We start from the raw sequence: 23,595 nt of genomic DNA on the forward strand, positions 1-23,595 counted from the left end.
TACGCCGGATTGCGTGCCCCCTCCCTTGGAAGGAAGGGGGCGTACCGTCACTTCGACAGGGCCGGGATCAGCGACAGGTAATAGGTGATCGCCGGCGGGATGTTGGAGATCGGCGTGCGCTCGTTCAGCCCGTGGCTGAAATCCTCCGATTCCTTGATGAACACCGGGCTCGCGCCGTAGCTCGGCACGCCGACATGGCGGAACCACATGCTGTCGCTGGCGCCCGACGACTGGCTCGGGAACACCGGGACTCCCGGATAGACCGTGTGGATCGAGGTCTCGATCGCCTGCACGAGATCGGGCCGCAGCGGCGAGGGCGGGGTAGGCACCGATCCCTCGGTGACGTCTTTGAACTGGATCGCCGGTTCGGCGGCGACGCGCTGGAGCTCGGCCATCACCTGCGGGAAGGGGTGGCCGGGGAAGATGCGGCAGTTGATGTTGGCGGTAGCGCGCTGGGGCAGCGCGTTCAGCGCATGGCCGCCGTTGATCATCGTCGCGACGCAGGTGGTGCCGATCCGGCCGACCGTCGCCGGATTGGCGGTGAGCGTCGCGATCGCCTGTTTGTCCTCCGGATTGGCGACGAAGGCGCGCATCGCGGCGCCGATCTCCGGGGCCTCGTATTTCGATTCCTGCGCTAGCTCCTGCCTGGTCAGGTCGTTCAGCTCGGGCTTGAAATGATATTCCCCGATACGGACGAGGCCGGCGGCGAGCTGGTCGATCGCGTTGTCGGCGCGCGGTTCGGACGAGTGGCCGCCGGGATTGGTGACGGTCAGCTCGAAATCGGCATAGGCCTTCTCGGCGCCCGACCAGGTGAAATAGAGCGGCTTGCCGGTCTTCTCGTCGAGCGCGCCGCCGCCACCGTCGATGTTCAGCACCAGTTCGGCGTTGGAGAGCTTGCTGGCGATGAGGCCGCTGGTCTTCATCGTCGTCTCCTCGTCACCGGAGAATTCGATGACGATGGTGCGTTTGGGCTTGTACCCCTCGCGCTTCAGCTCGATCAGCGAGGCGATGGCGAGCGTGCCGTCCAGCTTCATGTCGGTGGCGCCGCGGCCGAAGAGATAGCCGTTCTCGACGATCGGGGTGAAGGGATCTCGCGTCCAGTCCTTGGGATTGGCCTCGACCACGTCCATGTGGCCGGAGATGACGATCGGCTTGAGCGACGGATCGCTGCCGGGCCAGGTGGCGATCAGATAGGCGGTGTCGTCGACCGGGGTGATGGTGACGTCGCTGTCCTTGAAGCCGCCGGCGACCAGTGCGGACTTGTAGAGCGCCGCGACCTCGGGCGTCTTGTTGCCGGGGCCGCGCACGGAGCGCAGGGCGATCGCCTGCTTGGCGAGATCGAGCGCCTGCTTCTCGGCCTGGGGATGGGCGGGAAGGGCGGCGGCGGTGCCCGCCAGCAATGTCGCGATAAGGCTTCCGATCATGGCGTTGCGCATCATGCCCCTGGTCTCCGTGCTGCTACTCCCGAGGCGGCGATGATGGCGGAGGCTGCACGGTCGTGCAACAGTTTCGCCGATGTCCGGAAACAGGACGCCGCCGCCCATTTTGCGCGGCGATTCCAGCGCTCTCCGGGCTAGTCTGATTGGAGGAGGGCAGGGGCCATGACCATCGACAGTCTCGCACGCTCGCTGGCGCGCGCGGTACCCGCGACCAAGCCAGCTCTGCGGGCGGGCTATGCCGCGAGCGAGCGGATGAAGAGCAGCCTCGCGAGCCAATGGCCCTCGCTGATCGGCGCGCGCACCGAGAAGATCACCATCGCCATCACCGCGCACTGCAACCTGCGCTGCCAGGGGTGCAAATATGGCCGCGACTTCATGCCCGGCGCACAGCTGCCGCTGGAGACGGTCCGCGCGCTGCTGGAGGATGCGGCGGCGGCGAAGGTGCCGGCGGTGCGCCTCTATGGCGGCGAGCCGCTGCTGCATCCGGACGTGGTGGAGATGGTGCGGCTGTCCCGCGAACTCGGCGTCGGCTGCTATATGACCACCAATGCGCTGATCCTCGACCGCAAGATCGCAGCGCTGCACGCGGCGGGCCTGCGCAAGGTGACGATCGGCTATTATGGGCAGGAAGGGGCGTTCGACGACTACGTCCAGCGCCCCGGCCGTTTCGATCGTCTGGTCGAAAGCCTGACCAACACGCGCGCGCTGTTCGGGCCGGACCAGCTCGACATCCAGTTCAACTTCCTGCTCAGCCGCCGCTCGGCGACGATCGCGGCGGTCGACGAGATGATCGCCTTCGCCGATCGTTTCCGGGCGAGCGTGCACATCGACGTCGTCCACTACTCGCTGCCCTATTTCCAGGAGGGACCGGAGCGCGAATTGCAGTTCCGCCCCGAGGACAGGCCGGCGGTGGACCGCGTGATCGATCATCTGCTGCGCATCAAGGCGGAGCGGCCCGACCTGCTGACCGAAAGCGCGCCCGCCATCGCCTCCTTCGCCGACTGGGCGCTCAAGCAGGAGGCGATGCGCATCCCGTGCGACGCGCGCAAGCTTCTGTGGGTGGGCGCCGATGGGTCGGTCATGCTCTGCTACGTAACCTTCCCGCTCGGCAACCTGCACGAGAAGAGGCTCAGCGAGATCCTCTACAAGAAACCGCATCACGAGGCGGCGCGGGCGGCGTTCCGGCTCGATTGCCCGAACTGCCATTGCGAGGCGGCCTCGCGGGTGGAGAAGCACGCGCCATCGCTGCGCCTCTATGCGAAGGACGCGGCCGGGCGGCTGGCACGCTGAGCAGGAAATGATCCGCGTCGCGCACCTGCTGCCCAACATGGTGACGGGCGGGCGCGAGCGGATCGTCGCCGATCTCTGCCGGCATGCGGGCATGATCGGCGTGGAGCCGAGCCTGATCCTGTACGATCCGGACGCCGAGGGACGACGGATCGATCCGGGCGACGTGCCGCAGCATGCGCTCGACCGGCATCGGCCGGACTTCGCGGCGGCACTGCGCGACCTGCTGGCGCGCGAGCGGATCGACGTGCTCCACGCGCAGGGCCATATCGCCGCGGCGCTGGCCGCACCGGTGGCGCATGCGGTGCCGATGGTGACGAGCCTGCATGTTGCGCTGGGGAGCGGCTGGCGCTGGGCGCCGGCGATCGCGCGGGGGCTGCGAGCATCGCGGGCGGTGACGGCGGTCTCGGCGGACCTCGCGCGGCGCTTCCGCTGGCTGGCGGGGCTGGATATCGAGGTGGTGTCGCCGGGGATCGACCTTCCCGCTTTCCGCCCAGCCGAGCGGCCCGCGAATCACCTCTTCACGATCGGCATCGCTGCGCGCCTGCATCCGGTCAAGCGCCACCGCGATGCGATTGAGGCGATACGGCTGCTCAAGGCACAAGGCGTGGCGGCGCGCCTGTCGATCGCAGGGCAGGGGCCTCTGGAGACCGATCTGCGCGTGCGGGCGGCGGGATTCGACGTGGAGTTCGTCGGGGACATGGCGGACATGCCGGGCTGGTTCGCCGGGCTCGATGCCTTCCTGCTCTGTTCGGACCATGAAGGCGTGCCGCTGGCCCTGATCGAGGCCTGCGCGAGCGGTTTGCCGTGCATCGCGGCCGCGGTGGGCGGCATCCAGGAAGCCTTCGGCGACGCGATACTGGCGGTGCCCAGGCGGCGGCCAGACGCCGTTGCTGCGGCGGTGCGGCGGCTGGCGACGGATCGAGAATTGCGCGTCGTGCTGGCGCGTAAAGCTATGGAACGGGCCGGCCGCTTCTCGTTGGACGCCATCAATGGGGTTTGGCACAGCATTTACGAGGCTGCGACCCCGGGTGCATTTCTTAAGTCGTGATCTGAACCCCGATGGTCTGCCAGCCATAATAGAGGATCACGAAACTCAGGACGAGAATATTGAACCAACGGGCGCGGATAAAAATAAGAGAGATGTAAAGTATTGGATACAGAACCATCCGGGCGAAGATCGCGATCGTCATCGCATTCGGAAGCCCGTAAGTGACCATCTGGTCCGCTATAAATAGCAGCAGGGATGCGATGAGAGCTCCAAACGACAGCAATCTCGTCCGGTCGTAATATTTAAAGAGATCGACGTGATCGCCGTCGAAATCCGGCAGGACGGATGCGGATGCAAAATACAGCGTCAGGAGCTTTGTGATCTGCAACAGCACATGGCCGACCGTAATCACGGTTTCGCCGCGCATATCCCATGCGCCAAGCCAGACCGTCACGATGACCAGCAAAACGATGAATGCAAGCAGGACCGGTTCTGCCGCCCATTTCGCCCGCCTGCCCGCAAGCAGCAGTTTATGGGCTGCAGCGGCGATTTGTGTCAGCGCAAGGCCGAGAACGACCGAATTCAAAGCGAACGTAAACTCGAACACCCCCACCGCTGCCCTCCCCCGGCGATCGCGTGCGCCAGCCCTGACTCCAGACAATGCCATTTTGCGGCGGAGGGCAAGCTTCGGCGATTATCCGACCGGCCCGAGGTGGAAGACCAGATGAACCCGCGTCATCCCTTACTCCCGTAAAACAAAACCCCTCCCGCGATCGTTCGCGGAAGGGGCTCTGTCGGTTCAGCGTTTCGCCGAACGGCTGAGCGATCAGCTGTTCAGGTAGTCGCCCGCATCCGCGTCGGTGCCGTGGCCGGACATGGCCACATCACCCAGGGGATCGTCGCCGGTGCCGGCGCTCTCGCGGGCCGAGCGCTTGAGCTCCGCATCATGCTCCTCGGCGGCCGAAGACGGCGCCGCGATCGAGACCTCGAAGGCCTTCTGCTGGGCACGGAGCGCCGCATCGCGCGACGAGGCCGCCACGCGCAGGCGGTTCATGCCCGCGCCGGTGCCCGCCGGGATGAGGCGGCCGACGATGACATTCTCCTTGAGCCCGTTCAGGTTGTCGATCTTGCCCTGCACCGAAGCCTCGGTGAGCACGCGGGTCGTCTCCTGGAACGAGGCGGCCGAGATGAAGCTGCGGGTCTGCAGCGACGCCTTGGTGATGCCGAGCAGGATCGGCTTGCCCTCGGCGGGCTGCCGGCCTTCCTCGACCATCTTGCGGTTGACCGCTTCCATGTCCTCCTTCTCGACCTGCTCGCCGGCCAGGAAGGTGGTGTCGCCCGCATTGGTGATCTCGACCTTGAGCAGCATCTGACGAACGATCGTCTCGATGTGCTTGTCGTTGATCTTCACGCCCTGCAGTCGATACACTTCCTGGATTTCCGACACGAGATAGGCCGCGAGCGGCTCGATGCCGAGCACCTCGAGGATGTCGTGCGGATCGGGCGAGCCGCCGATCAGGTTGTCGCCGCGGCGGACGTGGTCGCCCTCCTGCACGTCGATCACCTTCGACTTCGGCACGAGATACTCGACCGGCTCGGAGCCATCATCCGGGCGGATGATGATCTTGCGCTTGGCCTTGTAATCCTTGCCGAATTCGACGCGGCCGGAGATCTTCGCGATGATCGCGTTTTCCTTCGGCTTGCGCGCCTCGAACAGCTCGGCGACGCGCGGCAGACCGCCGGTGATGTCGCGGGTCTTGGCGGCTTCGCGCGACACACGGGCGAGAACCTCGCCCGCCTGCACCTGCTGGCCGTCCTCGACCGAGAGCATCGCGCCCGGCGCCAGCATGTAGCGCGCGGCCTCGCCCGAGCTGTCGTCCAGCAGGGTGAGGCGCGGACGGAGATCCTCCTTCCGCGAGGTGGCGCGATATTCGATCACCACCTTCTGCGCGATGCCTGTCGCTTCGTCGGTCTGCTCGGTGAGCGTCTGGTTCTCGACGAGATCCTGATACTTCACGGTGCCGGCCTTCTCGGTGATCACCGGCATCATGAACGGATCCCACTCCGCCAGACGATCGCCCTTCGAGACGATGTGGCCACCGTCGTAGAGGAGGTGGGCGCCGTAGGGGATACGGTGCGTCGAGAGCTCGCGGCCGTCCATGTCGACGATCGCCAGCTCGGCCGAGCGCGACATCGCGACGCGGCGACCACGCGGATCGACGATCGTCGGCATGTCGCGATACTCGATCTTGCCGTCGGTCGGCGCCTCGAGGTTCGACGTCTCGTTGAGCTGGGCGGCGCCGCCGATGTGGAAGGTCCGCATCGTCAGCTGGGTGCCCGGCTCGCCGATCGACTGGGCGGCGATGACGCCGACCGCCTCGCCGATGTTCACCGGCGTACCGCGCGCGAGGTCACGCCCGTAGCAGGTGGCGCAGACGCCGCCGATCGACTCGCAGACCAGCGGCGAGCGGATCTGCACCGCCTGCGGGGCGACTGCCTCGACCTTGGCGATCATCGGCTCGTCGAGCAGCGTGCCCTCCGGGATGACGACCTCGTTGGTCTTCGGATCGACGATGTCCTCGGCCGTGGTGCGGCCCAGGATACGCTCGCCGAGCGAGGCGATGGTGGCGCCGCCCTGGACGATCGCCTTCATTTCCAGCGACCGCTCGGTGCCGCAATCGATCTCGACGATCACGCAATCCTGCGACACGTCGACGAGGCGGCGGGTCAGGTAGCCCGAGTTCGCCGTCTTGAGCGCCGTGTCGGCAAGACCCTTGCGGGCGCCGTGGGTCGAGTTGAAGTACTCAAGGACGGTCAGGCCTTCCTTGAAGTTCGAGATGATCGGCGTCTCGATGATCTCGCCCGACGGCTTGGCCATGAGGCCGCGCATGCCGGCGAGCTGCTTGATCTGGGCGGCCGAGCCACGGGCACCCGAGTGGGCCATCATGTAGATGGCGTTCATCGGCTTCTCGCGACCCTCGTCGGTCTTCTTGACCGCTTGGATCTCCTTCATCATCTCGGCCGCCACGCGGTCACCGCAGCGCGACCAGGCGTCGATCACCTTGTTGTACTTCTCCTGCTGGGTGATCAGGCCGTCCTGATACTGCTGCTCGTAATCCTTCACGAGCAGCTTGGTTTCCTCGACCAGCGGATCCTTGGCGGCGGGGATGACCATGTCGTCCTTGCCGAAGGAGATGCCGGCCTGGAAGGCGTGGCGGAAGCCCAGCGACATGATCGCGTCGGCGAACAGCACCGTGTCCTTCTGGCCGGTGTGGCGATAGACCTCGTCGATGACGTCGCCGATGTCCTTCTTGGTCAGCACGCGGTTGACCACGTCGAAGGGCACCTTGAACGACTTGGGCAGGCACTCGCCGATCAGCATGCGGCCCGGCGTCGTCTCGTAACGCTTGAGGTAGGTGTTGCCGTCCTCGTCGGTCTGCGGAACGCGGGTCGTGATCTTGGTGTGCAGGGTCACGGCCTTGTTGAACAAAGCCTGGTGGACCTCGGTCATGTTGCCGAGGATCGAGCCCTCGCCCGGCTCGTTCTCCTTGGAGAGCGAGAGGTAATAGAGGCCCAGCACCATGTCCTGCGACGGCACGATGATCGGCTTGCCGTTGGCGGGCGACAGGATGTTGTTGGTCGACATCATCAGCACGCGCGCTTCCAGCTGCGCTTCGAGCGACAGCGGGACGTGCACGGCCATCTGGTCGCCGTCGAAGTCGGCGTTGAAGGCCGAGCAGACCAGCGGGTGCAGCTGGATCGCCTTGCCCTCGATCAGCACGGGCTCGAACGCCTGGATGCCGAGGCGGTGGAGCGTCGGCGCGCGGTTCAGCAGCACCGGATGCTCGCGGATCACCTCGTCGAGGATGTCCCAGACTTCCTTGCGCTCCTTCTCGACCCACTTCTTGGCCTGCTTCAGGGTCATCGAGAGACCCTTGGCATCGAGGCGGGCGTAGATGAACGGCTTGAACAGCTCGAGCGCCATCTTCTTGGGCAGGCCGCACTGGTGCAGCTTGAGCTCCGGACCGGTCACGATCACCGAACGGCCCGAATAGTCGACGCGCTTGCCGAGCAGGTTCTGGCGGAAGCGGCCCTGCTTGCCCTTGAGCATGTCGGACAGCGACTTCAGCGGACGCTTGTTGGCGCCCGTGATCGTGCGGCCGCGACGGCCGTTGTCGAACAGCGCGTCGACCGCCTCCTGCAGCATGCGCTTCTCGTTGCGGACGATGATGTCCGGCGCGCGCAGCTCCATCAGGCGCTTGAGGCGGTTGTTGCGGTTGATCACGCGGCGATACAGATCGTTGAGATCGGACGTCGCGAAGCGGCCGCCGTCGAGCGGCACGAGCGGGCGCAGTTCCGGCGGGATGACCGGAACGACGTCGAGGATCATCCACTCCGGACGGTTGCCGGATTCGAGGAAGCTCTCGACGACCTTGAGGCGCTTGATGATCTTCTTGGGCTTGAGCTCGGACTTGGTGGTGGCCAGCTCCTCGATCAGGGCTTCCTTCTCGCCCTCCAGATCGAGATCCATCAGCATGATCTTGACGGCCTCGGCGCCGATGCCGGCCGAGAAGGCGTCCTCGCCATACTCGTCCTGCGCGGTCAGCAGCTCGTCCTCGGTCAGCAGCTGGTACTTCTCCAGCGGCGTCAGGCCGGGCTCGGTGACAACGTATGCCTCGAAATAGAGGATGCGCTCCAGCTGCTTGAGCTGCATGTCGAGCAGCAGGCCGATGCGCGAGGGCAGGCTCTTCAGGAACCAGATGTGCGCGACCGGGGCGGCCAGCTCGATATGGCCCATCCGCTCGCGGCGGACCTTCGAGACGGTGACCTCGACGCCGCACTTCTCGCAGACGATGCCCTTGTACTTCATCCGCTTGTACTTGCCGCACAGGCACTCGTAATCCTTGATCGGACCGAAGATGCGCGCGCAGAACAGGCCGTCACGCTCGGGCTTGAACGTGCGGTAGTTGATCGTCTCCGGCTTCTTGATCTCGCCGAACGACCAGGAGCGGATGCGCTCGGGCGAGGCGATGCCGATCTTGATCTGATCGAACGTCTCCGGCTTCGCGAGCGGATTGGCGAAATTGGTCATCTCGTTCATGTCATCGTCCTCACGTGGGAGGGTAAATCAAAGTCCGTTCGCCCTGAGGAGGGACTGAGCGAAGGCGAAGGCCCGTCTCGAAGGGCAGCCCCGCGCCTCCGTCCTTCGAGACACCGCTTGGACAAGCTCAGCGGTTCCTCAGGACGAACGGTGTTCTGTGCGTCTTACTCCGCCGCCTCGGCCAGATCGTCGTCCTTGCTCTCGTCGTTGAGCAGTTCGACGTTGAGGCCCAGCGAGCGCATTTCCTTGACGAGCACGTTGAAGCTCTCGGGGATGCCGGCCTCGAACGTGTCGTCGCCCTTGACGATCGCCTCATAGACCTTGGTGCGGCCGACCACGTCGTCGGACTTCACCGTCAGCATCTCCTGCAGCGTGTAGGCGGCGCCATAGGCCTGGAGCGCCCACACCTCCATCTCGCCGAAGCGCTGGCCGCCGAACTGCGCCTTGCCGCCCAGCGGCTGCTGGGTGACGAGCGAGTAAGGCCCGATCGAACGCGCGTGGATCTTGTCGTCGACCAGGTGGTGCAGCTTCAGCATGTAGATGTAGCCCACCGTCACCTTGCGATCGAAGGCGTCGCCGGTGCGGCCGTCATACAGCGTCGACTGGCCCGACGTGTCGACGCCCGCCTTGGTGAGCATCGCCGACACGTCCGCCTCGCGGGCGCCGTCGAACACCGGGGTGGCCATCGGCACGCCGTTCTTCAGCAGCGCCGCCATCTCGACGATCTCTTCGCCCGAGCGGGCATCGATCTCGGCGTGATACTGCTCGCCATAGACGTCCTTCAGCCGATCCACGACCGCCGCGGGCGGGGTGGAGGGCAGGGCGTCCGGGTTCGCCTCGCGCCATGCTTCCAGAGCCTCGTTGATCTGCTTGCCCAGGTTGCGCGAAGCCCAGCCCAGGTGCGTCTCGAAGATCTGGCCGACGTTCATGCGCGACGGCACGCCCAGCGGGTTCAGCACGATGTCGACGTGGGTGCCGTCCTCCAGGAACGGCATGTCCTCGTTCGGCAGGATGCGCGAGATGACGCCCTTGTTGCCGTGACGGCCGGCCATCTTGTCGCCCGGCTGCAGCTTGCGCTTCACCGCGACGAAGACCTTGACCATCTTGAGCACGCCCGGCGGCAGCTCGTCGCCGCGCTGCAGCTTCTCGACGCGATCCTCGTAGCGCTTCTGGAGCACGCCGACGGCATCGTCATACTGCGCCTTCACGGCCTCGAGATCGGCCTGCACCTTGTCGTCGGCGACGGCGAACTTCCACCATTCGCGCTTCTCGACCTCGTGCAGCGTCTCGGTCGTGATCTCGCCGCCCTTCTTGATGCCCTTCGGCGCCGACACGATGGTCTGGCCGGTGAGCATCGGCTGGAGGCGGCTGAACGTCGCGCGGTTGAGGATGGCGCGCTCGTCCTCGCGATCCTTGGCGAGACGGTCGATCTCCTCGCGTTCGATCGCCAGCGCGCGCTCGTCCTTGTCGACGCCGTGGCGGTTGAACACGCGCACGTCGACGACGGTGCCCGAGACGCCCGGCGGCAGGCGGAGCGAGGTGTCGCGCACGTCGCTGGCCTTCTCGCCGAAGATGGCGCGGAGGAGCTTTTCCTCCGGCGTCATCGGCGATTCACCCTTGGGCGTGATCTTGCCGGCGAGGATGTCGCCCGGCTCGATCTCGGCACCGATATAGACGATGCCCGCCTCGTCGAGGTTGCGGAGCGCCTCCTCGCCGACGTTCGGGATGTCGCGGGTGATGTCCTCCGGCCCGAGCTTGGTGTCGCGGGCCATGACCTCGAACTCCTCGATGTGGATCGAGGTGAAGACGTCGTCCTTCACGATCCGCTCGGAGATCAGGATCGAATCCTCGTAGTTGTAGCCGTTCCACGGCATGAACGCGACGAGGACGTTGCGGCCGAGCGCGAGCTCGCCGAACTCGGTGGAGGGGCCGTCGGCGATGATGTCGCCCTTGCGCACCTGATCGCCCACCTTCACCAGCGGGCGCTGGTTGATGCAGGTCGACTGGTTGGAGCGCTGGAACTTCATCAGCGTGTAGATGTCGACGCCCGACTTGCCCGGCTCCACCTCGTCGGTAGCGCGGATCACGATGCGGCCGGCGTCGACCTGGTCGACGATGCCGGTGCGCTTCGCGCCGATCGCGGCGCCCGAGTCACGCGCGACGGTCTCTTCCATGCCGGTGCCGACGAACGGCGCCTCGGCCCGGACGAGCGGCACCGCCTGGCGCTGCATGTTCGAGCCCATCAGTGCGCGGTTGGCGTCGTCATTCTCCAGGAACGGAATGAGCGAGGCGGCGACCGAGACGAGCTGCTTCGGCGACACATCCATCAGCGTGATCTGGTCGCGCTGCGCCATCAGGAACTCGCCGGCCTCGCGGGCCGAGATGAGATCCTCGGCGAAGGTGCCGTCGGCGTTCACTTCGGCGTTGGCCTGCGCGATCGTGTGCTTGGCCTCTTCCATGGCGGAGAGATAGACCACGTCGCTGGTCACCTTGTGATCGATCACCTTGCGGTACGGCGTCTCGATGAAGCCGTACTTGTTGACGCGGCTGAACGACGCGAGCGAGTTGATCAGGCCGATGTTCGGGCCTTCCGGCGTCTCGATCGGGCAGATGCGGCCATAGTGGGTCGGGTGGACGTCGCGGACCTCGAAGCCCGCGCGCTCGCGGGTGAGGCCGCCCGGCCCGAGCGCCGAGACGCGACGCTTGTGCGTCACTTCGGAGAGCGGGTTGGTCTGGTCCATGAACTGCGACAGCTGCGACGAGCCGAAGAACTCGCGCACGGCGGCAACCGCCGGCTTCGCGTTGATCAGGTCGTTCGGCATGACCGTCGACACGTCGACCGACGACATGCGCTCCTTCACGGCGCGCTCCATGCGGAGCAGGCCGACGCGATACTGGTTCTCCAGCAGCTCGCCCACCGAACGCACGCGGCGGTTGCCGAGATTGTCGATGTCGTCGATCTCGCCCTTGCCGTCCTTGAGGTTCACGAGCGTCTTGACGACCTCGAGAATGTCCTCGGTGCGCAGCGTGGTCACCGTGTCCTCGACGTCGAGATCGAGGCGCATGTTGAGCTTCACGCGGCCCACGGCCGAGAGGTCGTAGCGCTCCGGATCGAAGAACAGGCCGGCGAACAGCGCCTCGGCGGTCTCCTTGGTCGGCGGCTCGCCGGGGCGCATGACGCGATAGATCTCGCTGAGCGCATGGTCGCGCTCCTCGACCTTGTCGGCCTTCAGAGTGTTGCGGATCCACGCGCCGGTCGACACGTGATCGATGTCGAGCAGCACGAGATCCTCGATGCCGGTGGCGTCGAGCTTCGCGAGATTCTCCTCGGTGACCTCGTCGCCGGCCTCGATGTAGATCTCGCCGGTCGCCTCGTTGATGAGATCATAGGCCGAATAGCGGCCGAAGATCTCGTCGGTCGGGATGAGCAAAGTCTCGAGGCCGTCCTTGCCGGCCTTGTTGGCGGCGCGGGGCGAAATCTTGGTGCCGGCCGGGAACACGACCTCGCCGGTCTTGGCGTCGATCACGTCGTACATCGGCTTCTGGCCGCGCCAGTTCTCCGGCAGGAAGGGCACCTTCCAGCCGCCTTCGCCGCGCACATAGGTTGCGGTCTTGTAGAAGGTGTTGAGGATCTGCTCGCCGTTAAGGCCCAGCGCATAGAGCAGCGTGGTGACCGGCAGCTTGCGCTTGCGGTCGATGCGGACGTTGACGATGTCCTTGGCGTCGAACTCGAAATCCAGCCACGAGCCGCGATACGGGATCACGCGGGCGGCGAAGAGATACTTGCCCGACGCATGGGTCTTGCCGCGATCGTGATCGAACAGCACGCCCGGCGAACGGTGCATCTGCGAGACGATGACGCGCTCGGTGCCGTTGATGAAGAAGGTGCCGTTCCACGTCATGAGCGGCATGTCGCCCATGTAAACGTCCTGCTCCTTGATATCGAGGACCGAGCGGGTCTCCGTGTCGGGATCGACCTCGAACACGATCAGGCGCAGGGTAACGCGCATCGGCGCGGCGTAGGTGATGCCGCGCTGGCGGCACTCTTCCACGTCATACTTCGGCTCTTCGAGCTCGTAGTTGACGAAATCCAGCTCGGCGGTGCCGGCGAAATCGCGGATCGGGAACACGCTGCGCAGCGTCTTCTCCAGGCCCGAGACATAGCCGATCGAGGGATCGGAGCGCAGGAACTGCTCGTAGCTCTCGCGCTGAACCTCGATCAGGTTCGGCATCTGGATGACTTCGTGGATGTCGCCGAACACCTTGCGGATCCGCTTCTTCGCGGTGCCGATCATCGCCGGGGGGATGGGCTGGGTCGCCATGCCTGGTCTCGTCCTCGCTGTTAATCTCGTCGCGGAGGCGCCTCGCAGCACCCCCTGCAGCCGGGCGCGACTCGGGGAAGTCACGCAAAAAAGTGCGGTCCCGGGCTGTCGGGGCCGCACTGCTGCACTCTTATCCCGCCCGGGTCTTCCATTCGTCGCGGCCCGTTGCGCAAGGCGGGCCGTGTCCCGAAGGCTCTGGCGGACGACCGGACACGCGCAAACAGCGAGCGTACGGTCAGTGATTTTGGATGAGGGAGGTATATAACGCCTGAAATCGAGAAGGGAAGGGGGTGGGCAAAACTTGTCAGTAAGCCCCAAATGGACTAAGCCTGTGGACTAAGTCTGGTGGGATATTGCGGATGAAGACGGTCAACATGCACGACGCGAAGACGCATCTCTCGCGCCTCGTCGATCTGGCGTCGAAGGGAGAGGCCTTTGTTATCGCCAAGGCGGGCAAGCCTATGGTCAAGGTCGTTCCGATCTGCGCGGGAGCGGCGCGGATCGGTTTCCTGGCCGGCAAGATCAAGGTGCCTGACGATTTCGATCACATGGAGAACAAGGAGATCGACGGGCTGTTCGGAGGGATGGGGTGAAGCTCCTGCTTGATACGCATCTGTTGCTCTGGGCGGCGCAGGGTTCGGATCGGCTGGGCGCAGAGGTTCGCGGGTTGATCGAGGACGAGCATAACGATTTGCTGTTCAGCGTCGCGAGCATCTGGGAAATCGTAATCAAGTCCGGCCTTGGTCGTGCGGATTTCGAAGTCGATCCGGTTGCCTTGCGGAGCGGGCTCATCGCGGCGGGATATGGGGAATTGGACGTGCGTGCGACGCATGTTCTGGCAGTGGCCGATCTGCCGTCATTGCACCGCGATCCGTTCGATCGGCTGCTGGTTGCCCAGGCGCTTGGTGAGAATGCCACGCTGGTGACGGCCGATGGAGCGGTCTCCGGCTACCCCGGCAAGATTAAGCTGGTCTGATACGAAAAGGGGCGACCCGTCGCCGGGCCGCCCCTCTCGCTTGGCTCTGAAGCCCGGTGCGCCCGAAGGCGCGCCGGATTACTTCAGCTCGACAGTGGCACCAGCCTCTTCGAGCTGCTTCTTGACCTTCTCGGCCTCGTCCTTGTTCACGCCTTCCTTGACGGCCTTCGGCGCGCCCTCGACCAGGGCCTTCGCCTCGGTCAGGCCCAGGCCGGTGATGGCGCGGACTTCCTTGATGACGTTGATCTTCTTGCCACCGTCGCCGGTGAGGATCACGTCGAACTCGGTCTTCTCTTCGGCGGCCGGGGCGGCGGCGCCACCACCACCCGGGGCGGCAACCGCCACGGCAGCGGCGGCCGAAACGCCCCACTTCTCTTCGAGCAGCTTCGAGAGCTCGGCGGCCTCGAGAACGGTCAGGGCGGACAGGTCGTCAACGAGCTTCTGCAGGTCAGCCATTGTAGGTCTCCAAATGTGGGGCGGCGCCCCAATATGTCTTCGAAATAAGGTCTAGAACGTCTCGGGCCCGAGGGATCAGGCCGCGTCCTTCTCCGCATAGGCCGAGAACACGCGCGCGAGCTGCGCGGCGGGGGCCTGCGTGATCGAGGCGAGCTTCTGCGCGGGGGCCTGGATGAGGCCCACGAGCTTGGCACGCAGCTCGTCGAGCGACGGCAGTTCGGCCAGAGCCTTCACGCCATTCAAGTCGAGGACGGTGCTTCCCATCGCACCACCGACAATTTCGATCTTGTCGTTGGTCTTCGCGAACTCGACGACGGCCTTGGCGGCCGCCACCGGATCCTTGGACGACGAAAGCGCGGTCGGCCCCGTCAGCAGATCGCTGAGCGAGGTGTAGGACGTGCCTTCGGCGGCGATGCGGGCGAGGCGGTTCTTGGCAACCTTGTAGCTGGCGCCAGCATCACGCATCTTCACCCGGAGCGCAGTCGCCTGCGTGACCGAGAGGCCGAGATTGCGGGTGACAACCACCACGCCGCTCTCGGAGAAAGTGCGGTTCAGCTCGGCAACAGCCGCGGACTTCTGATCGCGATCCATGCCAATCTCCACTTCGTACATTCCGGCGGCCCAACGCGGGCAACCGGGGTTCGACCGGGAAGCCTTGCGGGCCTTCCGGCAAACGTCCGTGGGAAATCGTCGACTGGTCGCGCTGGTGCGGGTTCGAAGACCCTTCGCGCGGCAGACCCGGAAGCGCGCCATCGCACGGCATCGTCCGGTAAAACTCTTCCCCGCCTATGCAGCACGATTAAGGGGAAACCCCAGCTGCAGTCTCGGACGGCATCGGGAGGTCTCACGACCTTCCGAAGGGCGCGCTCATAGCGGGGTTGCGCAGAAAGTCAATCGGTGGCGCTAATCGGACATATGCGACAGACTGCGCGCAAGAGGAGCATTTTCATGCTGGCCGATCTCGATCCGAAGATCCGGATTCCCGACGTTCTTGCGGAGTATCTGGAATGGGAGCCGCAGACCACCGAAGAGAAGGCTGCGGGCTTGGTTCTCGCTCTGCATCGCCGATGGTTGAATGGTGCCTTCGAGACCACGATCTCCAACCTGCGCGCGGTCGATATATCCGTCGATGCGTGCGTCGAAGCTTATGTCAGATTGGGCTTGTCCGAAGCTGCCGGATTGGTCGACCGGGCATCTCAGCGGGTAAGCGCGGATTGGGATGATCTGGATGAGCAGTACGAGCAACTAACTCATGGCGGAGGAGAGGCAGATGCGGTCGAAGCTGCCGTCATCCGCTACGCCAAATCCCATTTGCCCGCTTTCTCGGGCGCGGATGCCATTCTGAGACGATGAAGGGCCGGGATCGCACCCGGCCCCTCGATAGGCATCAGATCACGGGCACTTGGTCAGTTGGCCCTTCTTCGGCCCGGAGGCGACGTGGCAGCGGCCCTTGGCGTCCTTGTTGACGGCGGATGCGGCCGGCGCGGCGGCGGCCGGCTTGGCGGCGCACTTGATGAACTTGCCCTTGGCGTCGCGGCAGGGCGCGGCGATCAGGCTGGTGGCCATAAGAGCGGTGATCGACAGAGCGGCGAAGGTGCGGATCATTGTCTTTCTCCCCCACGAAAGCGTGGTGGCCCGATCCGACTCCGATTTGGGGGAAAGGTCAATCCGGGGCGGGGAAGGGTGACCGGAAATTAATGTTCGGGCGCGTGGGACAGTGCGCAAACAAAAAGGGCCGGGATCGCTCCCGGCCCTTCCTGTTTCAGCTGATCGAAGAGATCAGGCCGCGACCTCGGCGGTGTCGACCTTGATGCCGGCGCCCATGGTGGACGAGACGGCGATCTTCTTCACATACTTGCCCTTGGCGCCCAACGGCTTGGCCTTGACCAGCGCGTCGATCAGCGCGTCGAAATTCTCGCGCAGGTCGGCTTCGGAGAACGAAGCCTTACCGAGACCGGCATGGATGATGCCCGCCTTCTCGACACGATATTCGATCTGGCCGCCCTTGGCCGCTTCCACGGCCTTGGCGACGTCCATCGTCACGGTGCCGAGCTTCGGGTTCGGCATCAGGCCCTTGGGGCCCAGCACCTTGCCGAGACGGCCGACGAGGCCCATCATGTCGGGCGTCGCGATGCAGCGCTCGAACTCGATGGTGCCGCCCTGGACGATCTCCAGCAGGTCCTCCGCACCGACGACGTCCGCACCGGCGGCCTTGGCCTCCTCGGCCTTGGCGCCACGGGCGAACACGCCGACGCGCACGGTCTTGCCGGTGCCCTTCGGCAGCGTCACGACGCCGCGGACCATCTGGTCGGCGTGGCGCGGATCGACGCCCAGGTTCACCGCGACCTCGATGGTCTCGTCGAACTTGGAAGTGGCGTTCGCCTTGGCGAGCGCGATGGCTTCGGAGACGCCGTACAGCTTCTCGCGATCGACGGCGGTGGCGAGGCCCTGGGCCTTCTTGGTCAGCTTCTTAGCCTTGAGCATCGGATCAGCCCTCCACCACTTCGAGGCCCATCGCGCGGGCGGAGCCTTCAATCGTCTTCGTGGCCGCTTCGATCGAGGCGGCGTTCAGGTCCTTCATCTTGACCTGGGCGATCTCTTCGAGCTGCGAGCGCTTGATCTTGCCGGCGGACGCCTTGCCCGGGGTCTTGGAACCCGACTTCAGGCCGATCGCCTTCTTGATCAGGAAGGTCGCCGGCGGCGTCTTCGTGATGAAGGAGAAGGAGCGGTCGGCATAGACGGTGATGATCGTCGGGATGGGCATACCCTTCTCGAGGTCGCCCGTCGCGGCGTTGAACGCCTTGCAGAATTCCATGATGTTGACGCCGCGCTGGCCCAGCGCCGGGCCGATCGGCGGCGACGGGTTGGCAGCGCCGGCGGCGACCTGCAGCTTGATGTAACCGGTAATCTTCTTCGCCATTGAAACCTCCTATGGCTTAGCGGTGCTGACGGCCCCGAAGAGCCTCCCGCGGACTTTCCCGGCTTGCGGCCGGAAACCTTGAATTACTTGACCCGCTCGACCTGCTCGAACTCGAGCTCGACCGGCGTGGCGCGGCCGAAGATCGACACGGCGACCTTCACGCGGCTGCGATCGAAATCCAGCTCCTCGACCAGGCCGTTGAACGAGGCGAAGGGGCCTTCGAGCACCTTGACGTTGTCGCCGATGTCGAAATCGACCTTGATCTTCGTCTTGGGCTGGGCGACCGCCTGCTCCTCCTTGGTGTTGAGGATGCGGGCCGCCTCGGCCTCGCTGATCGGCTGCGGCTTGCCGTTGGAGCCGAGGAAGCCCGTCACCTTCGGCGTGTTGCGGACGAGGTGATAGACGTCGTCGTTCATGTGCAGCTTGGCCAGCACATAGCCGGGAAAGAACTTGCGGTCGGACGTGATCTTCTTGCCGCGACGGACCTCGGTGACCTTCTCGGTCGGCACCTCGACGGCCTCGACCAGCTGATCGAGCCCCATGCGGGTGGCGTCGGCGAGGATCTGCTCCCTCACCTTGTTCTCGAAGCCCGAGTAAGCGTGGATGATGTACCAGCGCGACATGTAAATTCCTTAGCCGACGAGCTTGAGCAGTTCTTGCGCGAGGAAGTTGAACGCATTGTCCACCCCCATGAAGAACAAGGCGAGGATCGTCGTCATGACCAGCACCATCACGGCGGTCATGGTCGTCTCCCGGCGGGTCGGCCACGTGACCTTGCTGGTCTCGGTCCGCACCTGCTGGATGAATTCGAGGGCATTGTGGATCATGCCACCGCCCGTCTCGCCCGTCCTCGCCACTTGGCTCACACCTTCTCTCGATGACCTTGGCCATCAACGACACAAGAGGCCGCAGGCACCTATCCTCCGGAGAGGCGGCGCCCTGGCCTCGCTCAATTCCGCTTCCGACCCCCTCGAACTCCGCTCGCCGTCAGGCGATGGCAGGAGTGGAGGGACTCGAACCCCCGGCATTCGGTTTTGGAGACCGACGCTCTACCAGCTGAGCTACACTCCTACGGGTCGGGAGCGGAAGCGGCTCATAGCGGGAGAGGTGATGGCGTGCAAGCGCCTCAATAGACGCGGAGCAGGCGATCCTCGGTCTGGCCGCGCGTGTGAGCGATCTCGGCGGCTTCCTGGGGGCCGACCGGCTGGCCGACCAGCCAGCCCTGGATCTGGCGGCAGCCGAGGCCGCGCATCTTGTCGAACTCGTTGCGCGTCTCGGCACCCTCGGCGATCGTCGCCATGCCGAGCGACTCCGCCATCGCCACGATCGCCTTGACGATCGCCACGCTCTCCGGCCCGTTGCCGGCGGCACCGCGCACGAAGCTGCGATCGATCTTGATCGAGGAGAAACGCGCCTTGCGCAGATAGGCGAGGCTGGACTTGCCGGTGCCGAAATCGTCGAGCGTGATGCGCACGCCTAGCGCCAGGATCTTGTCGACCACGCCGGTCAGGCTGCCGTCGCGGACGAAGACTTCCTCGGCGACCTCCAGCTCCAGCCGCTCTGGCGCGAGGCCGGAGTGGGAGAGGGCGGCGATGATCGTCGCGGGAAGCTGCGGGTCCTTGAGCTGGGCGGCGGCCATGTTGACCGAGACGCGGATATGGTCGGGCCACGTTACCGCATCGCGGCAGGCGGAGTGCATCACCCAGTCGCCGATGCGGCCGATCAGGCGGGCTTCCTCCGCCACCGGGATGAAGACCTCCGGCGAGACGTTGCCGAGCTCGGGGTGGGTCCAGCGCAGGAAGGCCTCGAAGCCGGTGAGGCCGCCCTTCTGCGCCTCGACGATCGGCTGATAGACCAGGCTGAGCTCGCGCCGCTCCAGCGCGTCGCGCAGCGCGATCTCGATGCGGCGCTTGTGCTCGGCCTGGGCGTGGAGCGAAGGCTCGTAGCGGCGATGCACGCCGCGCCCGTCATCCTTGGCGCGGTAGAGCGCGAGGTCTGCGTTGCGCAGCAGCGTCTCGACCACGCGGCCGTCGAGCGGTGCCGTCGCCGATCCCACCGAGCCGCCGATATGCAGCTCGTTGCCCTCGATCTCGAACGGCCGGGAGAGAGTGAGGACGATGCGCTCGGCCAGCACATCGACGCGATCGCGGTCGTTGGCGTCGGGCAGTACGACGGCGAACTCGTCGCCGCCCAGCCGTCCGCAGACGTCGCCGGGCGCCAGCAAGGCAGAGATGCGATTCGCCACCTCGATGAGCAGCTTGTCGCCGATCGGGTGGCCGAGCGTGTCGTTGACCTGCTTGAAGCGATCGAGATCGATCAGCATCAGCGTCGAGCGATTGCCGTTGCGGTGGCTGGCGGCCAGCGCCTCGCCCAGCCGCTCGATAACATGAGCGCGGTTGGCGAGACCGGTGAGCGCGTCGAAGCGGGCCATGCGATCGATCCGCTCGGCCGAGCGATGGCGCTCGGTCGCGTCGGTGCCGACACCCCAGAAGCCGATCAGCGCGCCGCGCTCGTCGCGCCGGGGCGCGGCGGACAGCGACCACCAGCGGCGCTCGCCGCCGACCATCACCGGCACGACCAGATCGCGGAAGCTTTCACGCAGGCGCAGCTTGTCGGCGAGCATGCGGATGCCGGGCGCGACGTCGCCATGATCCCAGCCTTCGCCGGCCAGCACGGCGAGCAGCGACTTGCCCTCCAGCTGGTCGCGGCGCGCGCCGAACAGGCGGGCGAAGCGCGGCGAGACGTCGACCAGGCACTTGGCGGCATCGGTGCGCCACAGCCAGTCGGCGCTGGTATCCTCGAACTCGCGGAGCAGGAGGGAGATCACCTCCTCCTTGCCGGCCAGCGCCTGTTCGGCGGAGATGCGGTGGATCAGCAACCGGGCGTTGGCGATGAAGGTGCCGATCACGGCGAGGGTGAACAACGCCGCCATGCCGGCGAAGACGAAGCGTCCGTCCATCGCCACGTCGGCGACGGCGGCGGTGCCGACGATGGTGATGAAGGCAAGGCCGCCGATCGGCGCCGCAACCAACAGAGCCGTGGCGCAAGCCGCCAAGGCGCCGCCGACGGCGACCAGCGAAAGCGTATAGGGTATCCCGCCCGATGCGGTGAACAGCGCCATGGCGACGGCCCAGCACAGGCCGAGAAAGAAGCCGCCGAGCACGTCCGCATCGCGCCATGGCGCCTGCGGCGGCGGTGCGCGCCAGACACCGAGCAACACCAGCGCTTCGATACCAAGGATCGCCGATCCCCAGGGCAGCAGCGTGTGCCAGCCCAACATCGGATAGCGCAGCGCGCAGACCACCAGCATCGCCAGCAGATTGGCGCCAAGCCACAGCAGACGGCGCCCGCGCATCGCCTCGGCGCGCAGCTCCGCGATCACCGGATAGGCATTTCCCCGGCCCCGGGCGAGCCCGAGCGTATAGGACCAGGACGGGGTGACCCGTTCTGCGGAAGAGGGGGACAAGCTCGACACCCGGAAGGGAATAATGTCGATATCTTACCGTGGGGTAAGCGCCGGTCCGGATTGTCTGTGGGTAAGTCCGAAGTGGAGGAAGTTTCCGTCCTCGCCGAGCAGGTCGGGGAGGGCCGGATCAGGCCGCGATATCGTAGGGCTGGATCTCGCCGGAAAGGTAGAGCGTGCGCGCCTTGGCGCGGCTGAGCTTGCCGGAGGAGGTGCGCGGCAGGGTGCGCGGTGGCACCAGTTCGACCACGCAGTTCATGCCGGTGATCGAGCGGACCTTCTCGCGGATCAGGTCGCGCAGACGGGCGCGCTCGGCCTGGTCCGACGTGCGGCACTGGACGAGGACGGCAGGCGTCTCCTCGCCGCCGGGCGTGGTGATCGCGAAGGCGGCGATGTCGCCGGCCTTGAAGCCGGGCAGCTGCTCGACCGCCCATTCGATGTCCTGCGGCCAGTGGTTGCGGCCGTTGACGATGATCATGTCCTTGGCGCGGCCGACGATGTAGATGTAGCCGTCCGACATGTAGCCCATGTCCCCGGTGTCCAGCCAACCGTCCTTCATGCAGGCTTCTGTGGCTTCGTCGTCGCGGAAATAGCCGACCATGACGGAGCCGCCGGCGCACCACACCTTGCCGATCGCCTTTTCGGGAAGCGGCGTGCCGTCCTCCTCGCGGATCTCGATCTTCATGCCGCGCACCGGCTTGCCGCAATTGACGATCGCGCGGTAGCGCTGCGGCCGGTGGGCGTGGACGTCGCCGCCTGAAAGCTGCGTCTCCTCGACGAGTTCGACGACGATGCCTTCGCCCGGCGGCATCAGCGAGACGGCGAGCGTCGCCTCGGCCAGGCCGTAGCTCGGCGTGAAGGCGTGCGCGTCGAAGCCGGCGGGCGCAAAGGCGTCGACGAAGGCCTGCATCACGTCCGGACGGATCATGTCGGCGCCGTTGCCGGCCAGCCGCCAGCGCGACAGGTCGAAGCGACCCGCGACGTCGGACTGCGAGCCGATGCGGCGCGCGCAGATGTCGTAGCCGAAAGTGGGGGAATAGCTGAGCGTGTTGCCCGTGTTGCGCGTGATCAGGTCCAGCCAGGCGAGCGGGCGGCGCGCGAAGTCCTCGGTCTTGAGGTAATCGGTCGAGACCTGGTTGGCGATCGGCGAGAGCATGCAGCCGACCAGGCCCATGTCGTGATACCAGGGCAGCCACGACACGCAGCGATCACCGTCGGTGATGCTCATGCCATGGCCGTGCGCCGCGAGATTCTCGAGCAGCTGGCGATGGGTGATGACGACACCGTGGGGGAAGCGGGTGGATCCGCTCGAATATTGCAGATAGGCGATGTCGTCGCTGCCCGCCTGGGGCAATGGACCGGCGGGCGCCTTGCGGGCCGTGAAATCCTCGTAGGTGATGCCTTCGACATTGCCGGCTTCGGCCGCGGCGCCTGCCATCGAGGCGAGCTCGGCCGGGTAGATCAGCATCTTCGGATCCGAGCTGGAGAGCTGGACCGAGAGCTGGTCGATATAGGATTCGCGGCCGCCGAAGCTGGTCGGCAGCGGCAGCGGTACCGGCCAGGCGCCGGCATAGACCGCGCCGAAGAACATCGCGGCGAAGTCCGCGCCCGTCTCGGCCACCAGCGCGATGCGATCGCCCGGCCGGATCCCGGCGGCGATGAGGCGATGCGCATTGGCGAGCGCGTCCTCGCGCAGCTCGGCATAGGGATAGGGGCGGATCAGCGTGCCGCGCGCATCATGGAAGTTGAAGCCACGCGCACTGCTGGCGGCATAGTCCAGCGCCTCGCCCATGGTGGCGAAATCGGCCATGCGGCGCGGCAGCGCGTCGTCGGTCGGTGTAGGGACCAAAGCCTGACCCTTGCTCGCCTTGTCGTACGCAGTGCTGACAGTGCTCTCAACCTGATGCACCGACGGCATCTCCCTAACTACAAACCGCGCCTGATAGCGGCACCGGCGCAATGAATCCATCCTTGTCATCTGATGGTCATCGGCGTTCTAAATCCGGCCCGACTGTGGCACAAACATGGCGCGTGACCTTCCGACGTCGAAACGATGCCCGTCCGCCGCTGGATTCCGCCGCTCTGGAGCGGCTCGCGCTCGCTTATGTGAGCCGATACGCGACCAGTAAGGCCAAGCTGCGCGACTATCTGAAACGCAAGATCGCCGAGCGCGGATGGGGCGGGGAGGAGCCGGCGCCGGTCGAAACCACCGTCTCGCGCTTCGCGGAACTCGGCTATGTCGATGATCGGATGCTGGCCGAGGCGCGGGGGCGATCGCTCGCCGCGCGGGGCTATGGCGCGCATCGGCTGACGCAGACGCTCGGAGCGTTGGGGATTTCCGAAGCCGATGCGCGGGATGCACGCCAGCAGGCTCGCGAAAACGCCTGGCAAACCGCATTGCGCTTCGCCGAGCGGCGGCGGTTCGGCCCCTATGCGCGGGAGGTGCCGGACGAGGCCCAGCGCAGGCGCGCCTTCGGTGCGATGATTCGTGCTGGTCACGCGCCAGAACATGTTCGTCGCATTCTGGATGCGCGCCCGGGCGTTGTTCCAGATGAAGACTGGCAAGGATGAAATCTGGAGAATCCCTAAAGATTCGAGGTCGATTCGCATAATATTCGTGCTAAAGTGGCGTGTCGGGGG

At 65.7% G+C, this 23,595-nt stretch carries 19 protein-coding genes and 1 tRNA gene; 6 read left to right on the plus strand and 14 right to left on the minus strand.

The window, feature by feature from the left end; all coding sequences use genetic code 11:
- Positions 1-47: 47 nt before the first annotated feature.
- Positions 48-1,439, minus strand: coding sequence for a M20/M25/M40 family metallo-hydrolase (locus HZF05_RS08995; RefSeq protein WP_343046860.1), 1,392 nt, complete (start codon positions 1,437-1,439; stop codon positions 48-50).
- 162 nt (positions 1,440-1,601) lie between these two features.
- On the opposite strand from HZF05_RS08995, the gene HZF05_RS09000 reads away from it, so the two are divergent.
- Positions 1,602-2,729, plus strand: a complete 1,128-nt coding sequence (locus HZF05_RS09000; RefSeq protein WP_160365742.1) for a radical SAM protein — start codon at positions 1,602-1,604, stop codon at positions 2,727-2,729.
- Positions 2,730-2,736: 7 nt separating this feature from the next.
- Positions 2,737-3,777 carry a glycosyltransferase gene (locus tag HZF05_RS09005; protein ID WP_160365743.1) on the plus strand — a complete coding sequence of 347 codons (1,041 nt, stop codon included), beginning with the start codon at positions 2,737-2,739 and terminating at the stop codon, positions 3,775-3,777.
- Here HZF05_RS09005 and HZF05_RS09010 read toward each other — a convergent pair.
- The 3 genes from HZF05_RS09010 to rpoB form a co-directional block, all read right to left on the minus strand.
- Positions 3,767-4,330 carry a hypothetical protein gene (locus HZF05_RS09010; RefSeq protein WP_160365744.1) on the minus strand — a complete coding sequence of 188 codons (564 nt, stop codon included), beginning with the start codon at positions 4,328-4,330 and terminating at the stop codon, positions 3,767-3,769. The two genes, HZF05_RS09005 and HZF05_RS09010, sit on opposite strands and share 11 nt — an antisense overlap.
- Positions 4,331-4,543: 213 nt before the next feature.
- On the minus strand, positions 4,544-8,818 hold the full coding sequence (gene rpoC, locus HZF05_RS09015) for a DNA-directed RNA polymerase subunit beta' (RefSeq protein WP_160365745.1): 4,275 nt from the start codon (positions 8,816-8,818) through the stop codon (positions 4,544-4,546).
- A 164-nt stretch (positions 8,819-8,982) separates the two neighbouring features.
- Positions 8,983-13,140, minus strand: a complete 4,158-nt coding sequence (rpoB, locus tag HZF05_RS09020) for a DNA-directed RNA polymerase subunit beta (protein ID WP_160365746.1) — start codon at positions 13,138-13,140, stop codon at positions 8,983-8,985.
- Positions 13,141-13,499: 359 nt separating this feature from the next.
- Between rpoB and HZF05_RS09025 the strand changes: the two genes are divergently transcribed.
- A complete protein-coding gene (locus HZF05_RS09025; protein WP_160365747.1) occupies positions 13,500-13,733 on the plus strand; it encodes a type II toxin-antitoxin system Phd/YefM family antitoxin in 234 nt (77 codons plus the stop codon).
- Complete coding sequence (locus HZF05_RS09030; RefSeq protein WP_160365748.1) at positions 13,730-14,116, plus strand: PIN domain-containing protein; 387 nt, start codon at positions 13,730-13,732, stop codon at positions 14,114-14,116. The genes HZF05_RS09025 and HZF05_RS09030 overlap by 4 nt, the downstream gene beginning before the upstream one ends.
- A gap of 78 nt (positions 14,117-14,194) precedes the next feature.
- Here the strand turns inward: HZF05_RS09030 and rplL are convergent, their stop codons facing one another.
- Complete coding sequence (gene rplL, locus HZF05_RS09035) at positions 14,195-14,572, minus strand: 50S ribosomal protein L7/L12 (protein WP_160365749.1); 378 nt, start codon at positions 14,570-14,572, stop codon at positions 14,195-14,197.
- A 75-nt stretch (positions 14,573-14,647) separates the two neighbouring features.
- Positions 14,648-15,163, minus strand: coding sequence for a 50S ribosomal protein L10 (gene rplJ, locus HZF05_RS09040; RefSeq protein WP_160365750.1), 516 nt, complete (start codon positions 15,161-15,163; stop codon positions 14,648-14,650).
- Between the two features lie 357 nt (positions 15,164-15,520).
- On the opposite strand from rplJ, the gene HZF05_RS09045 reads away from it, so the two are divergent.
- Positions 15,521-15,925: a hypothetical protein gene (locus HZF05_RS09045; protein ID WP_160365751.1), complete on the plus strand. Its 405-nt coding sequence runs from the start codon at positions 15,521-15,523 to the stop codon at positions 15,923-15,925.
- Between the two features lie 39 nt (positions 15,926-15,964).
- Here HZF05_RS09045 and HZF05_RS09050 read toward each other — a convergent pair whose 3' ends face one another.
- The 8 genes from HZF05_RS09050 to HZF05_RS09085 all read right to left on the minus strand — a co-directional run bounded on the left by HZF05_RS09050 (position 15,965) and on the right by HZF05_RS09085 (position 22,765).
- Positions 15,965-16,177: a hypothetical protein gene (locus HZF05_RS09050; protein WP_160365752.1), complete on the minus strand. Its 213-nt coding sequence runs from the start codon at positions 16,175-16,177 to the stop codon at positions 15,965-15,967.
- Between the two features lie 174 nt (positions 16,178-16,351).
- A complete protein-coding gene (gene rplA, locus HZF05_RS09055; RefSeq protein ID WP_160365753.1) occupies positions 16,352-17,056 on the minus strand; it encodes a 50S ribosomal protein L1 in 705 nt (234 codons plus the stop codon).
- Between the two features lie 4 nt (positions 17,057-17,060).
- Positions 17,061-17,492, minus strand: coding sequence for a 50S ribosomal protein L11 (gene rplK / locus HZF05_RS09060; protein ID WP_022688808.1), 432 nt, complete (start codon positions 17,490-17,492; stop codon positions 17,061-17,063).
- An 83-nt stretch (positions 17,493-17,575) separates the two neighbouring features.
- Positions 17,576-18,115, minus strand: coding sequence for a transcription termination/antitermination protein NusG (gene nusG / locus HZF05_RS09065; protein ID WP_160365754.1), 540 nt, complete (start codon positions 18,113-18,115; stop codon positions 17,576-17,578).
- A 9-nt stretch (positions 18,116-18,124) separates the two neighbouring features.
- Positions 18,125-18,349, minus strand: coding sequence for a preprotein translocase subunit SecE (secE, locus tag HZF05_RS09070; RefSeq protein WP_425505619.1), 225 nt, complete (start codon positions 18,347-18,349; stop codon positions 18,125-18,127).
- 138 nt (positions 18,350-18,487) lie between these two features.
- Positions 18,488-18,563, minus strand: a tRNA-Trp gene (locus HZF05_RS09075).
- Between the two features lie 55 nt (positions 18,564-18,618).
- The gene (locus HZF05_RS09080) at positions 18,619-20,958 is read right to left on the minus strand and encodes a putative bifunctional diguanylate cyclase/phosphodiesterase (protein ID WP_160365755.1); all 2,340 of its coding nucleotides are present in this window, start codon (positions 20,956-20,958) and stop codon (positions 18,619-18,621) included.
- A gap of 127 nt (positions 20,959-21,085) precedes the next feature.
- On the minus strand, positions 21,086-22,765 hold the full coding sequence (locus tag HZF05_RS09085; RefSeq protein ID WP_246331907.1) for a fatty acyl-AMP ligase: 1,680 nt from the start codon (positions 22,763-22,765) through the stop codon (positions 21,086-21,088).
- A 221-nt stretch (positions 22,766-22,986) separates the two neighbouring features.
- Here HZF05_RS09085 and HZF05_RS09090 point away from each other — a divergent pair, with 221 nt between their 5' ends.
- On the plus strand, positions 22,987-23,526 hold the full coding sequence (locus HZF05_RS09090; RefSeq protein WP_343046861.1) for a regulatory protein RecX: 540 nt from the start codon (positions 22,987-22,989) through the stop codon (positions 23,524-23,526).
- Positions 23,527-23,595 lie beyond the last annotated feature (69 nt).

The sequence above is a fragment of the Sphingomonas chungangi genome, assembly GCF_013778325.1.
In the GTDB taxonomy this organism is placed as follows: domain Bacteria; phylum Pseudomonadota; class Alphaproteobacteria; order Sphingomonadales; family Sphingomonadaceae; genus Solisphingomonas; species Solisphingomonas chungangi.